15 protein-coding genes are annotated in these 14,980 nt (G+C 29.3%); 1 reads left to right on the forward strand and 14 read right to left on the reverse strand.

Annotated elements, in window-relative coordinates; translation table 11 throughout:
- Positions 1-77: 77 nt before the first annotated feature.
- The 14 genes from KO506_RS03650 to KO506_RS03715 form a co-directional block, all read right to left on the reverse strand.
- On the reverse strand, positions 78-299 hold the full coding sequence (locus KO506_RS03650) for a hypothetical protein (protein ID WP_215993534.1): 222 nt from the start codon (positions 297-299) through the stop codon (positions 78-80).
- Complete coding sequence (locus KO506_RS03655) at positions 292-831, reverse strand: DUF420 domain-containing protein (protein ID WP_215993535.1); 540 nt, start codon at positions 829-831, stop codon at positions 292-294. Before KO506_RS03655 ends, KO506_RS03650 begins: the two co-directional genes overlap by 8 nt.
- Positions 824-1,468: an SCO family protein gene (locus KO506_RS03660; RefSeq protein WP_215993536.1), complete on the reverse strand. Its 645-nt coding sequence runs from the start codon at positions 1,466-1,468 to the stop codon at positions 824-826. The genes KO506_RS03655 and KO506_RS03660 overlap by 8 nt, the downstream gene beginning before the upstream one ends.
- Positions 1,465-2,133: a hypothetical protein gene (locus KO506_RS03665; protein WP_215993537.1), complete on the reverse strand. Its 669-nt coding sequence runs from the start codon at positions 2,131-2,133 to the stop codon at positions 1,465-1,467. The genes KO506_RS03660 and KO506_RS03665 overlap by 4 nt, the downstream gene beginning before the upstream one ends.
- Before the next feature lie 81 nt (positions 2,134-2,214).
- The gene (locus KO506_RS03670) at positions 2,215-2,556 is read right to left on the reverse strand and encodes a cytochrome C oxidase subunit IV family protein (RefSeq protein ID WP_215993538.1); all 342 of its coding nucleotides are present in this window, start codon (positions 2,554-2,556) and stop codon (positions 2,215-2,217) included.
- Positions 2,557-2,574: 18 nt separating this feature from the next.
- Complete coding sequence (locus KO506_RS03675) at positions 2,575-3,555, reverse strand: cytochrome c oxidase subunit 3 (RefSeq protein ID WP_215993539.1); 981 nt, start codon at positions 3,553-3,555, stop codon at positions 2,575-2,577.
- A gap of 53 nt (positions 3,556-3,608) precedes the next feature.
- Positions 3,609-4,196: a cytochrome c oxidase subunit 3 gene (locus tag KO506_RS03680; protein WP_215993540.1), complete on the reverse strand. Its 588-nt coding sequence runs from the start codon at positions 4,194-4,196 to the stop codon at positions 3,609-3,611.
- A gap of 3 nt (positions 4,197-4,199) precedes the next feature.
- Positions 4,200-5,102 carry a heme o synthase gene (gene cyoE / locus KO506_RS03685; RefSeq protein WP_215993541.1) on the reverse strand — a complete coding sequence of 301 codons (903 nt, stop codon included), beginning with the start codon at positions 5,100-5,102 and terminating at the stop codon, positions 4,200-4,202.
- 253 nt (positions 5,103-5,355) lie between these two features.
- A complete protein-coding gene (locus tag KO506_RS03690) occupies positions 5,356-5,913 on the reverse strand; it encodes a hypothetical protein (protein ID WP_215993542.1) in 558 nt (185 codons plus the stop codon).
- Positions 5,913-6,470, reverse strand: a complete 558-nt coding sequence (locus KO506_RS03695; protein WP_215993543.1) for an MOSC domain-containing protein — start codon at positions 6,468-6,470, stop codon at positions 5,913-5,915. Before KO506_RS03695 ends, KO506_RS03690 begins: the two co-directional genes overlap by 1 nt.
- A gap of 47 nt (positions 6,471-6,517) precedes the next feature.
- Positions 6,518-7,288, reverse strand: coding sequence for an enoyl-CoA hydratase/isomerase family protein (locus KO506_RS03700; RefSeq protein WP_215993544.1), 771 nt, complete (start codon positions 7,286-7,288; stop codon positions 6,518-6,520).
- Between the two features lie 66 nt (positions 7,289-7,354).
- Positions 7,355-8,122, reverse strand: coding sequence for a PepSY domain-containing protein (locus KO506_RS03705; protein ID WP_215993545.1), 768 nt, complete (start codon positions 8,120-8,122; stop codon positions 7,355-7,357).
- A 30-nt stretch (positions 8,123-8,152) separates the two neighbouring features.
- Positions 8,153-8,413, reverse strand: a complete 261-nt coding sequence (locus KO506_RS03710; RefSeq protein WP_252726772.1) for a SemiSWEET family sugar transporter — start codon at positions 8,411-8,413, stop codon at positions 8,153-8,155.
- Between the two features lie 57 nt (positions 8,414-8,470).
- Positions 8,471-11,821, reverse strand: a complete 3,351-nt coding sequence (locus KO506_RS03715; RefSeq protein WP_215993546.1) for a leucine--tRNA ligase — start codon at positions 11,819-11,821, stop codon at positions 8,471-8,473.
- A 286-nt stretch (positions 11,822-12,107) separates the two neighbouring features.
- Between KO506_RS03715 and KO506_RS03720 the strand changes: the two genes are divergently transcribed.
- Positions 12,108-14,945, forward strand: coding sequence for a M16 family metallopeptidase (locus KO506_RS03720; RefSeq protein ID WP_215993547.1), 2,838 nt, complete (start codon positions 12,108-12,110; stop codon positions 14,943-14,945).
- Positions 14,946-14,980: the final 35 nt, after the last annotated feature.

Genomic DNA, 14,980 nt, shown 5'->3' on the forward strand with positions numbered 1-14,980 from the left:
AGATTTTATTCTTTTGATAGTGCTTATAAGACGACTAAAAGTAAAATTTGTTACAAGAATTTACTCTTATTGAAATGTTAATTTTTCGTTTGCTTTCTATATCTGTATAATGCATAAAATAAAGCACCAATTAACAAGTACGGAAAAACCATTAAATAAGAAATTCCGTTATTAACACCTTCAGCCATAGCAACATCTCCATTCTCTACAACTGCCTTACACATAGCACATTGAGCAGAAGAATATTTTACTGAAGAAAATATCAGTAATAAAAAAAATACTATTTTTTTATTAAACATAATAAGGAGATATCATTAAATATACTATAACACCTGTAACTGCAACATATAACCATAAAGGAAAAGTTTTTTTTGCAATTTTTTTATGATCTATAAAACTACCTAGTTTAGCCTTCATATAAGTAATTAAAACAAAAGGAATTACAATTACTGATAAAACAATATGTGTTATTAAAATAAAATAGTATACATATTTAATTACACCTTCTCCACCAAAAGAGGTAGAATCAGATGTCATATGATAAGCTATATACATCAATAAAAAAGCCAAAGAACAAGCAATTGCAAACGTGTTTAATTGCTCATGTAATTTTCTATTACCTTTTTTAATAGCAACAACAGCTGCTATTAAAAGTATTGCTGTTAAACCATTAATCGTAGCATAAATTGGTGGTAAAAAAGTTAAAGGTTCTACATCAAAACCTAATTGTCTTAAGTTAACACCAAATAAAGCAGCAACAGCGATAGGAATTATTATAGATAAAGCTGTTATAATTTTTTTATATTTTTTTTCTTCTGCTAGATTACTCATTTAATAATAGTTTAATATCTTCTTTTAATTCTATAATTTGATCTGGAAAGGTTTGCTCTTGTAAAGCTCTATAGTACATAATAGGGTTGCCAAATTCATCTTTTCTAGATCGTATATAACCGTTTTTATCTACCAAAGCAAATAAACCTGAATGTTCAAAACCAGCATGTGATTCATCCCCTTTGCCTGCATACAATTTAAAACCTTTGTTTGATAACGCATACACAACATCTTCTGATTTACCTGTTAGCAAATGCCAGTTCTTATGGCTAATACCATTGTCTTTTGCATAATCTTTCAAAATTTTGGGAGTATCTATTTCTGGAGTTATTGAAATTGAAGCAATACCAAATTCTGGATTTCCAAAAAATGCGTCTTGTAAGGTTAGCATTTTTTTGTTCATTAAAGGACAAATAGTTGGGCATGTAGAAAAGAAAAATTCTACAACATATACTTTACCTTTATAAGTTTCATTAGTAATTGTTTTACCTTCTTGGTTTGTAAATTCGAAATCTGGTACCTTATCAAACTTTACTAAATCAGAATCTTTAAAACGATCTACTACTTTTGGCACAGTATAAATACCAAACAATAATACAATAAATGCAATACCTACGTAAGAATACTTTTTTCTCATAACCCTACTTCTTTTCTATCAGCGTTATTCTTATTTTTTTCTTTAAAAGCTGCATAATATTCATAATACAAAACTTTTACATCGTCTTTTAATTTTCCGTTTAATTCTGCAACAGAATTCATATTGTAACCATAAAGTCTATTACCTGAAGCTTCATCATTTAACCTACCTCTTAAACTTACATCTTTATCTATTAAAAATGCTTTGGCAGAAGCTAGGTTTACTAAAGGTTCATTAAACTCAAAACTAGAATAAAAAGCTTCTATTTCTGCTTTAGAACTTGCAATAAATCTCCATTTTTGCATATCTGTAAAAGCACCAATATCTTTCTTTAACTTTTGTACATCTTGTTCTTTTCCTTTAGGATAAATACCAATAATTTGAAACTGTTTATAATCTGTAAACTTCTTATAAACCTTTTCATTTAAATTAAAAAGACCAGATTTTATAGCGTTGATATCATCACCTAAAAAGCAAATAATAGTAACATTATTTTTTAATTGAACTGATTTAGAAGCGTCTATTTCAGAAACATCTATTACGTTTTGAGTAAGTACAGGTAACTTTTTAAAATTATTTTCTCCTGTAGATAAAAACAAGAAGCAAATTAACGGGAAAATAAAAAGTAAAAATAAAACAACTCTTTTTTTTGTAAAAAACTTCATATACCAGAAATTATTTTAAAACTGAATTAACACATTTTTAAAGTAAAAAAAAAGGTGGTTAAAACCACCTTTATATTTTAATTACCATTTTACTAGTGGCCCTAATGTTTCGTATAAATAATCTCCTTCAATTAAGAGTAAAGTTACTAAGTAACAGATTAAGAAAACTGCTGTCCAAACTACAGAACGTCTAAACCATTTCTTTTCACCTTCCATGTGCATAAATGTCCAAGTAATATAGTATGCTTTAAACAAAGTTAATATAATAAATATCCAGTTTAAAGGGCTTGTACCTAAAAAACTAGTTAAGTGTAAAAAACCTGGTTTAACAATACCTAGACCTACTTCTACAATTGTAACTAAAGACAGTAAACCAAATACCATCCATATTCTTTTTACATTAGATTCGTGTGCGTGTGCCATTTTAATGCTATTTTTTTATTAAACTAAATAGAAGAATGTGAATACAAATACCCAAACTAAATCTACAAAGTGCCAATATAATCCTACTTTTTCTACCATTTCATAGTGCCCTCTTTTCTCGTAAGTACCAAGAACTACATTCATAAATATGATAATGTTTAGTACTATACCAGATAATACGTGAAAACCATGAAAACCAGTAATAAAGAAGAAGAAATCTGCAAAAATAGTATTACCATACTCATTTGCTTTAAGATTTGCACCTTCTAAAACCATTTTTCCTTTAGTTAATTCTGATAGACCTTTTTCTCTTGATAAAATAATCTTTTGTTTTTTATCTAAGTCTATCTGTTCACTTCTAATTTGTATTGAAGGGTCTGCTTTATAAGAAGCAATAATTTGAGCAACAGAGTACTGAGAAACAGCTTCTCCACTCTCAAACCATAATCCGTTCTTTTTGGTATCAGATTCTCTATGATCCATCCTTTCACCAACAACAAAATCAGACAATGCTATTTGATGCCCATCTTTTACAAATTGTAAAACCTTACCATCTGTAGTTTTTACAGCTCCATAAGAACCTTTAATAAAGGTATTCCATTCCCAAGCTTGTGAGCCAACAAATATTAAACCACCAATAATAGTAGCAAACATATACCAAGCTACTTTACTTTTTTGCATTTTATGACCTGCATCTACAGCCAAAACCATTGTTACTGAAGAAAAGATAAGTACAAATGTCATAAAAGCCACATAATACATAGGGAATTCTCCATGTATAAAAGGTATGTGGGTAAAAACTTCATCTGCAATTGGCCAAGAGTCAATGAATTTAAAACGAGTTAAACCATAAGCTGCCAAAAATCCTGAAAAGGTTAATGCATCAGAAACGATAAAAAACCACATCATCATTTTACCATAACTTGCGCCAAATGGTCTTACAGCACCACCATCCCAAGTGTTTTTTCCGTCTGAAGGTATAGCAATATTTGCTTCCATAAATAATATTTAATTAAAATCTTAAACGTTTTGCCAAAAATAGCTAATTTTCATCACTTAATAAAAGAGAAAAAGAAAAATAGATAAATCCATAATATATCTACAAAATGCCAGAAAATTGCACCTAGTTCAAAACCAAGCATATCATCTGATTTGTATTTGTATTTAAAATGATTATAAATTACAACAAACAGTACAATTACACCTGCAAGCAAGTGTAAAACATGCATAAAAGTAATACCAATTATAAATGATGTTGATACTGTACTCTCTGGTCCTGTAAAAAATAATCCTATACTTTTTAATTGATTAAAACCAACATATTGTTGCCAAATAAAACCAAGACCTAAAATTAAGGTTATTACAACCATTATTAAAGATAATTGTCTTTTATTTTGTTTTAAAAATCTTTGCGATAAAAATAATGTTATACTACTTGCTACAATTAAAAAAGTACTTATGTAAAATGCCTGAGGTAAATCAAAAGAAACCCAATCATCACGTTTCATACTAATAACGTAAGCACTTGTTAAACCTGCAAAAAACATAACCATACTTATCATAGAAACCCATAACATTGGTTTTGCAGATTTCTTTTTTGCAACTACATATTCTTGTTTTAAAGCTTGCTCTCCTATCATCTTTTAATGTAAAAATTTATCAACTACATAAACAACTTGTACCACTGTAATATATAAAACGCTAGCCAACATTAATTTTCTAGCATCAGTATTTTCTTCGGATTTATGCAATTTTACTCCATAATACAACATAATACAACCTAATAATGCTACTAAAATTGCTGTTGCAGGATAAATATAAAAATTACCTGATACTTTTAAAACTGGTGCTATAGATACTAAAATCATTATAGCAGTATAAAAAATAATTTGTTTAACAGCTCCTTTATCTTTAGTATTCATTGGTAACATATTATAACCTGCTTTTTTATATTCTTCAAATTGTAACCAACCAATTGCCCAAAAATGTGGAAACTGCCAGAAAAATTGAATCATAAATAAAAAACCTGCTTCTATACCAAACTCATTTGTTGCTGCTACCCAACCTAACATAAAAGGTATTGCACCTGGTATTGCACCCACAAAAACAGTTAAAGGTGTTACCGCTTTTAATGGTGTATAAACACATGTATATATAAAAATAGATATTGCACCAAATAATGCTGTTTTAGGATTTATACTATATAAAATTGATAAACCTAAAATTGTAAAAGCAACAGCTATTGTTAATGCAAAATTAACAGACATTCTACCTGTTGGTAAAGGCCTGTTTTTTGTACGTTGCATAACTGCATCTGTATCTTTTTCTATAATTTGATTAAATGCATTAGATGCACCTACCATAAAAAAACCACCAATTGCTAAAAGTAAAAGTGTTGTATAATTAATAACATCTACAGCCAACAAATAACCTGCAACAGAAGAAAAAACCACACTAAAAGACAGACCAACTTTTGTTAGCTGTTTTAAATCTGATAGAATTGTTTGCATTGAAGAATTTGTCTCTGAAATTGCTGTTGAATTCATATTACCAATAATCGTTTGCAAAGATATTTGATAATTATGAATTTACAATGTTTTTTAAAGCCTTTTGTTGATTAAAAGCATAAAAAAACCCACTCAAAACTGAGTGGGAAAATTGCTATGAAAAAGAAAAAGTGTGGTTTTAAAAAACCACATGCAAATATAAAGATTATTTTCTATATTTTTTTAATAAAAAAATGATTTTCTTTTAAAATCTTCTTAGAATTGACAACCTCTTAATTTAAGGCGCTAAAAATTAATTATTTAATGTAAAATTTGGTAAACCAGTATATATAGGATTTAATCTTTGATCTACTTTATTATAAATATATACATCTCCAAAAACAATATTACCATCTATTTTATTTGTTTTATAAAAAAATAGAGAGTCCATTTTATATTCGTAAGTTCCTTTTTCTACACAATAAGAATTTTCGTAAATTGTTTTAAACTCAAAAGTAGCATCATCAAATAAAATAATTTCTAGCAATGCTTTTTCTTTAGAAAAACTATTAAATATTTGAACTTTATCTTTAAAAATAGCTTTATCATGATATTCTAAAGCTCTGTTAAATACTACCGCAAAAACAGCTGTGATTATTAAAGGTGTAAAATTAAATAATTCTTTCTTTATGGTTATTTTGTATAGGTTGTAAAAAAATATTGCTAAAAAAGTAATAATAAAAATAAGCGTAAGCCCACCAATAATTACCAAATCTACATCACCAAAACAATAATCTTCTTTATGATATAATTTATAAAAAGGTAATAAAGCTAGTAAAATGAGTAAAATATATCTTTTTCTTAGTTTCATTAAATCCCTTTTTCTTTTTTCTTTTTAATTAATATGTCTGCTATAGTAAGGTTTTCTGGACAGCTTTTAATTTTTTCAAATTCATCTCCCACTTTAACATACCCTGTTTGAATAACTTTGAAATATACACCACAAAAAGTTGTATTCCAAAATTGTTTTATAATTTTCATGTTATTAAAACGAATTCCTAATTTATAGCAAGGGCTTCTTTGCACTGTTGCTTCTAAAATTGCATCACCAACTTTAAAAGTATCACCCGAATTAATTTTAGTTTCATCTAAATCATCAATCGTTAAGTTTTCACCAAACATACCTAAACTCCATTCTAATTCTGGGTATTTAGGTTTCCAGAAATCATAATGTTTTAAAGAATAACCATAAACTGCTTGTTTTATACCTCCATGATGTTCTCTATCTGAAATCTCATCTCCTTTTACTTCTTCTATATCTAAAAAAACAGGTTTATCAACAGGATATTTAAAAATACCTGTAATCACTTTTTTGTTTTTATATGTGATTTCTTTTCGTTCTCCTATATTTGTTGATACAATTCTCATTTATTTTGTTTTAACACTGAATCTAAATCAGCATAAACTTTTCTTATTTACTTTTTAGAAAATCTAGCCAAAGTATTTTTAGTAAATTCAGACAATACTAATTCTCCAGAAATTTTAGCCCTTTCTATTAAAAGATTATCCCAGTGATTAGTATTTTGCCACAATACTTTTTTCATTTTAGCTAAAGCTGATGGATTATAACTTGCCAATTTTTGAGCAAATAAATCTACCTCAATATCTAACTCTTTTATATTTTCAAACACTTTTGCATACAAACCTTTTTCTTTTGCCCAATAAGCATTTTTCCAGCTTGTGGCATCTAAAGTTAATTCTGATGTTGCTGCTAAACCAATTTTTCGGGTTACTGCAGGCTCTATTACAAAAGGCCCAATACCAATAGTTAATTCTGATAATTTTATTGATGCTGCTTCAGTTGCTAAAACGTAATCGCAAGCGGATGCTAAACCTACTCCACCACCTACAACTTTACCTTGTACACGACCAATAATTAATTTACTACAAGTTCTCATAGCATTAATTACATTCGCAAAACCTGTAAAGAATTTTTCGCCATCTTCTAGATTAGCAATTGCAACTAATTCATTAAAAGAAGCACCAGCACAAAAAGCTTTTTCTCCTTCAGATTTTAGAATGATAAGTGCAACTTCATCATTTAAAGAAAGTTTTTTTAATTCTTTGGTTAACCTCTCTAACAATTCACTTGGAAAAGAATTACTTGCAGGATGACCAAATTCTATGGTAGCAATATTGTTTTGAATATTAGTAAATAAACTTCCATTTTGCCTAGTAGTAATCATAGAATTCAAATAAGTTTTACCAAAAGTAACTTTTTATAGATTAAAAATCAATCTTTGTAATAAAAGTTAACCTTTAATTTTTTTACGCCATTTTCTAAGTGTTGGCGAGCTTATAAAAAATAAGTAAAAGCCAGATAAAATAGTTAACAAACCTAAAACAGAAAAAGCTCTTAACACCCAATTGGTTATATGGTCTCTAGTTTCGAAATCCATCACATGGAGCATCCATAAAAAATCGAATTTACGCCAATTATCATTTCTTACTTTGGTGATTTTTGCTGTGTTAGGGTGCACATAAACTGTTGTGTTTGTTTCGTGTTCTAAGGTAATTGCAAAAACTGGTAAAGGGTTCCCTCTATATTCGTGTTTATTGGTAATTTCTTTTTCTGTTAAGTATTCTGTTTGTTTTACTGGCAATGCATTATACAATCTGCTCTTTACAAAGGCAATACTTTCTTCTTTAGTTAATGCTTTTCGAACTTTGTATTGGTTTTTATTTAAATTTAAAAAGAGAATATCATTACTTCTTGTTACCCGTAATAAACTGTCTTTATTTACAACAATGGCTTCTATATTTTTAATAGGTTTAACATCTGTTTCTTCTAAGAAATTAAAGAGCTTTCTAATAGGCTCGTTGTAAGAAAAAGTAAAGGTATGTTCGGTTTTATCTAATAACGTTTCTCCATGCACGTCATCCATATCATTCCAACTAAAATATAAACCTCCAATTGTCCAGAATAAAAATTGTACACCAATAAATAAACCCAAATAACGATGTATTTTTCTTGTAAACCTGTGTGTTTTTCTTCCCATATCTAAATAAAAAAAAGCCATTATAGATTAGTATAATGACTTTTAGAAACGTTATTTTTTATATTTTAAAATTAAAATCCCCAAATAAAGCGTTGATAAAGCTGTTATAGCATTTGCTAAAATTATGGATAAACTCTTTAAATATATGCCATAAATTAACCACATTACACTACCTATAAAAAGCGCAACATACATAGTTAAAGATAATGACTTTGTATCTTTAGTTTTATATGCTTTAAAAACTTGTGGCAAAAAAGACGAAGTTGTAATAAAAGCAGCAACCAGGCCTATAATTTCAAAATTGTTAATCAACTTTTCATTTATTTAATTATTTACTAAACCTGCTTTTATATTTACAAATCTGTAGAGTTAACCTACAATATTTACAATTTTACCAGGTACAACAATTACTTTTTTAGGAGTTCTACCTTCTAATTGTGCAATTGTTTTTTCGTGAGCCATTACTGTTTTTTCAATTTCTTCTTTGCTTAAATCTAAAGACAACTCTAAAGTAAAACGCATTTTACCATTAAAAGAAATTGGGTAATTCTTTGCACTTTCTACCAAATGTTTTGGTTCAAAAATTGGAAAAGGCACAGTTGATATACTTTCTGTATGCCCTAACAACCTCCATAGTTCTTCTGTAATATGTGGAGCATAAGGAGATAATAAAACCAATAATGGTTCTAAAATTTCTCGTTTATTAGATTTTAATGCAGTTAACTCATTTACAGCAATCATAAATGTAGAAACAGATGTATTAAAAGAGAAATTCTCTATATCTTCTTCTACTTTTTTGATTGTTTTGTGTAACGTTTTCAACTCATCTTTGGTTGCATTTTCTTCTGAAACCTCAAATTGATCTCCTTTAAAATACAATTTCCAAAGTTTTTTCAAGAATGATGAAACACCAGATATACCAGAAGTTTTCCAAGGTTTTGTTTGCTCTAAAGGACCTAAAAACATTTCGAATAAACGTAAAGAATCTGCACCATATTCTGCAACAATATCATCAGGATTTACAACATTGTATTTTGATTTAGACATTTTTTCTACTTCACGACCTACTTTGTAAACATCGTTTTCTAAAATGAATTTAGCATCTTTATAATCCGCATTTAAAGGATGACTTTTAAAACCTTCTACATCTAGTTCATCAGAAGCATTCACTAAAGAAACATCAGAATGTATATTACTTTTTATAATAGTTAATAATTCTGACTCTTGCTGATTAACAATTTTCTGATTTAATAAATATTCTATTACTACATTTTCAAATTCATCATCATTCGAAAACAAATCTTTAGAAACAAATATTGTAGGAATTTTGGCTTTAATGTCATCAAAAGAACTACTTAAAGAACAACCTGATTTTACAAATGCATCAGCTTTATAAACAAAAGCACTCGTTCCCAAAATCATACCTTGGTTAATTAGCTTTTTTGCAAACTCATCCACAGGAACAATTCCTTTATCAAACAAGAATTTTTGCCAAAAACGTGCATATAATAAATGACCTGTTGCGTGCTCTGAACCACCAATATATAAATCTACTTCTTTCCAATAGTCTAAAGATTCTTTACTTGCAAATTCAGTTGAATTTGTAGCATCCATATATCTGTTAAAATACCAAGAAGAACCAGCCCAACCAGGCATTGTGTTTAATTCTAAAGGATAAACCGTTTTGTTTTTTAACTTATCGTTTGAAACAACTTTCTTTCCACGAGAATCCCAAGCCCATTCAGTTGCGTTTCCTAAAGGTGGTTTTCCATCTTCAGTTGGCAAATATTTTTCTACCTCTGGCAAAACAATTGGCAAGTGTTTTTCATCAATCATTTGCGGCATTCCATCTTTGTAATATACAGGAAATGGTTCTCCCCAATAACGTTGTCTGCTAAACACAGCATCACGTAATCTGTAGTTTATTTTGCCATAACCAAAACCTCTTTTTTCCATTTCATAAATGGCAAGTTTTAGTGCTTTTTTATATTTTAATCCTGATAAAAAGTCTGAATTTGCAATTACAGTTCCTTCTTTATCTGTATGAGCAGCTTCAGAAATATCTACGCCTTCAAAAATATTAGGAATAGGAATATTAAAATGCTTTGCAAAATCATAATCACGCTGATCTCCACAAGGAACAGCCATTACAGCTCCTGTTCCATAAGATGCTAAAACATAATCCCCAATCCAAATCTGCACTTTTTCACCAGAAAAAGGATGAATTGCATAAGCCCCAGTAAATGCACCAGAAATGGTTTTTACATCTGCCATTCTATCACGTTCAGAACGTTTTGCAGTTGCTTTTATATAAGCTTCAACTTCTGCTTTTTGAGCATCTGTTGTAATTTTAGAAACCAATTCATGTTCTGGAGCTAAAGTCATAAAACTTACTCCGTAAATTGTATCTGGTCTTGTTGTAAAAACATCAATTTTATATTTATTTTCATCTTTTACTTCAGTTTCTTCTGCAGACTCACCAATTACTTGTGGAAACTGAATTGCAAAATTAATTTCAGAAACAACTTTTACTACATTTTGTAAAACCTCTTCATTTGTAAAACGGATAACATTAAAGCCATTTTTATGAAAAGATTCAGTTCTTGCCTCTTCATCTTCTTTACCTGAAAATTCAACAATTAAGTTTTTTGCAATACAAACATAATCTACTAGAAAAGTAGCAATTGTATATTTTTTTCTAAATTTTGATGCTCCTTTTTTATTTTTTAATTCATTCCAAAGCGTAGTTTCAGCTTTAGATAAATTTTGACGCAATTCTTTTAAAGCTTCTAACTCTTTGTAAGATAATTTTACTTCTGAAGTTGATTTTTCAGATGCTACATCAACTTGAAAAGAAACCATTGCTCCTTGGCTTCTACCAATCCAATTGGTTTGAGAATCTTTTAAAGGTTGTGGCCAATCAATAGTATTTAAACCATCTAACAAACGTTGTGCATAAGCAGAAATTCGCATAGACCATTGTGTCATTTTTTTACGCACAACAGGATGCCCTCCTCTTTCTGAAACTCCGTTTACAATTTCGTCATTTGCCAAAACAGTTCCTAATGCTGGGCACCAGTTTACTTCTGTATCAGACAAAAATGTTAGTCTGTATTGTAATAATATTTCTTCTTGTTCTGTTTTTGAAAATTCTTTCCATTCATCCGCAGAAAAAACAGTAATATCTTCATCACAAACTGCATTTACAGTTGCATTCCCTTCTTTCTTAAAGACTTTTTCTAAAGTTGAAATATCTTCTGCTTTATCTGAATCTTTGTTATACCAAGAATTAAATAGTTGGATAAAAATCCATTGTGTCCATTTATAATATTCAGGATTTGAAGTCCTTACCTCTCTACTCCAATCAAAAGAAAAACCAATTTGATCTAATTGTCTTCTGTAAGTTTTTATATTTTCTTCAGTAGTTTTTGCAGGATGTTGACCAGTTTGAATAGCATATTGTTCTGCTGGCAAACCAAAAGAATCGTAACCTTGTGGATGCAAGACATTAAAGCCTTTATGGCGCTTGTAACGTGCATAAATATCACTTGCAATATACCCTAAAGGATGCCCAACATGCAAACCTGCTCCTGAAGGATAAGGAAACATATCTAACACATAATATTTAGGTTTTTCACTTTCATTGCTGGCTTTAAAAGTTTGGTTATCAGCCCAAAATTTTTGCCAATTCTTTTCTATCTCTTTATGATTATATTGCATTATTTCTACTTTTGAGGGTGCAAATTTACGTTTATTCTTTAGAAGATTAAAGTAAAAAAGAACTTGCTTAAATTGATGTACTTATAAAAAGTAAAATTAATTGAAACCAAAAAAGAAAGGCTCTTCATTTTAAATGAAGAGCCTTTCTTTTTGTTGATGTTTTATTTAAAATTGATAATCCTAAAGTTATTTAAAAAGCAACATTTTTAATATCTGGATTTTAACAAAATAGAGCGTAGCTTCATCTTTTTATTTTAGTACTTTTAAAGCTGTAAATTCAAATCAAATGAAAAAAATATTACTAACACTTTTAGTGGCAACTACTTTTTTAAGTTGCAAAAATTCATCCGAAGAAAAACCTCCTGAATTAAGTATTAATTACAAAAAAATTGAATTAGAAAATGGCTTAGATGTTGTTTTTCATGTAGATAAATCTGATCCAGTTGTTGCTGTAGAATTGATGGTTCATGTGGGTTCTGCAAGAGAAATTGAAGGTAGAACAGGTTTTGCACATCTTTTTGAACATTTATTATTCTTAGAATCAGAAAATTTAGGAAAAGGTGGCTTAGATAAGATGAGTGCAAGAATTGGTGGTTCTGGCGCAAATGGATCTACGTCTAGAGACAGAACAAACTACTTACAAACGGTACCAAAAGATGGTTTAGAAAAAATGATTTGGGCAGAAGCCGACAAATTAGGTTGGTTTATAAACACAGTTACAGACCCTGTTTTAGCAAAAGAAAAAGAAGTTGTTAAAAACGAAAAAAGGCAACGAGTAGACAATTCTCCTTATGGCCATAATAGATATGTAATTGGTAAAAATTTATATCCAAAAGATCATCCTTATAATTGGCAAGTAATTGGTTCTTTAGAAGATTTACAAAATGCAACTTTAGATGATGTAAAAACATTTTTTAGAAAATGGTATGTTCCTAACAATGCAACTTTAGTGTTGTCTGGTGATATTGATATTGAACAAGCTACAAAATGGGTGCATAAATATTTTGATGAAATACCTAAAGGAACAGAAGAGATACCTACAATTGAAAAAAGACCAGGAAAAATAGATGAAATTAAGTCTTTATATTTTGAAGATAACTTTGCAAGAGTACCTCAATTAACCATGGCTTGGCCAAGTGTAGAACAGTTTCATGCAGATTCTTATGCTTTAGAAGTTTTAACTCAGTACTTATCTGATGGAAAATCTGCACCCTTAAATCAGGTTTTGGTTGACGATTTAAAACTAACATCAAATACCACAATGTATAATTATGCTTCTGAATTGGCAGGAGAAACTCATTTGATTATTAGAGCTTTTAACAACGTAAAATTAGATAATGTAAAAGCAGGAATTGAAAAAGCCTTTGCAAAATTTGAGGCAGAAGGAATTTCTGAAAAAGATTTAATCAGAATAAAAGCAGGACAAGAAACTCGTTTTTACTCAAGTTTATCTAGTGTTTTGGGTAAAGGAACTCGTTTAGCATCTTACAATACTTATACAGGAAATCCGGGATTTGTAACCGAAGATATTAAAAACACATTGGCTGTTACTACAGAAGATGTAATGCGAGTTTACAATCAATATATTAAAAACAAAAATTATGTAGCTACAAGTTTTGTACCTAAAAACTCAGCTAAACTTGCTTTAGAAGGAGCTGTTTTGGCTGATGTAGTTGAAGAGCAAATTGTAATTGGTGCAGAAGAAAAATTCGATCCTAAAATTGCTGCAACTTATGAAAAAACGCCTTCTACTTTTGATAGAAGCATTGAACCTCCTTATGGAGAAACTCCATCTTTGGCTGTGCCAGAAGTTTATGAAAGCAGTTTAGACAATGGTTTAAAAGTATTTGGAATTGAAAATGACGAAGTGCCTTTGGTTCGTTTTAATATTACTATTGATGGTGGCCAATTATTAGAATCTATGGATAAATTAGGTGTTGCTAATTTAACTGCTGATTTATTAAACAAGGGTACAAAGCAAAAAACTGTAAAAGAATTAGAAGAAGCAATTCAAGAATTAGGTGCTTCTATTTATGTGTATTCTGATGTTGAAAACATTACTTTAAGTGGTACAACATTAGCTAAAAACTATGATAAAACTTTAGCTTTAGCTCAAGAGATTTTATTAGAACCAAGGTTTGATGAAAATGAATTTACTCTACTAAAAAAAGCAACTATAGCAAGATTACGTCAGCAAGAAGCGAGCCCTAATTCTGTTGCAAGAAATGCTTATAATGAGTTGATTTACGGAAAAGACAACATCCGTTCTAAAAATATTTTAGGTAGTTTGGCATCCGTAGAAAAAATTACCATTGAAGATTTAAAAGCATATTATAGCAGTTATATTTCTCCATCAGTGACAAAAATATTGGTTGTAGGTGATATTTCTAAAGATAAAGTAACTGCTTCTTTAGCATCTTTAAATAATAATTGGGCAGCTAAAGAAGTTACAATTCCTGAATATAAAACACCAGATACACCAACAAAACCAGCTGTTTATTTTTATGATATTCCTAATGCAAAACAATCTGTTTTACAATTTGGGGCACCAGCTTTAGCTGCAACTGACAAAGATTTTTATGCTGCTTCTGTTATGAATTACATTTTAGGTGGTGGTGGTTTTGCTTCGCGTTTAACACAAGAATTACGTGAAGGGAAAGGATATACTTACGGAATTCGTTCTGGTTTTTCTGGCACAAAAGCAAAAGGTGCTTTTACCATTTCTAGTGGTGTAAGAAGTAATGTAACTTTAGAATCTGCACAATTGGTAAAGAAAATTTTAGAAGAGTACCCAACTACTTTTTCTGATAAAGATTTAGAAACCACCAAAAGTTTTTTAATTAAAAGTAACGCAAGAGCTTTTGAAACTTCTAGAGCAAAATTAAATATGTTATCTAATATTAGTGATTATGGCTGGAGTCCAGATTATGTAAAAGACAGAGAAAATACAGTTAATAATATGTCTAAAGCACAAATAAAAGCATTAGCTAATAAATATGTAAACCCTAATAAAATGATTTGGTTAGTTGTTGGTGATGCAGAAACACAATTAGACAGAATGAAAGAATTAGGTTATGGAGAACCAATTTTATTAAACGAAAGACAAGAAAAAGTAAAGAATTAAATTCAATAAAAAAACATAAAAAAGTCCCAATTTCA

The sequence above is a fragment of the Polaribacter vadi genome (assembly GCF_018861005.1).
Taxonomy (GTDB): Bacteria; Bacteroidota; Bacteroidia; order Flavobacteriales; family Flavobacteriaceae; genus Polaribacter; species Polaribacter vadi_A.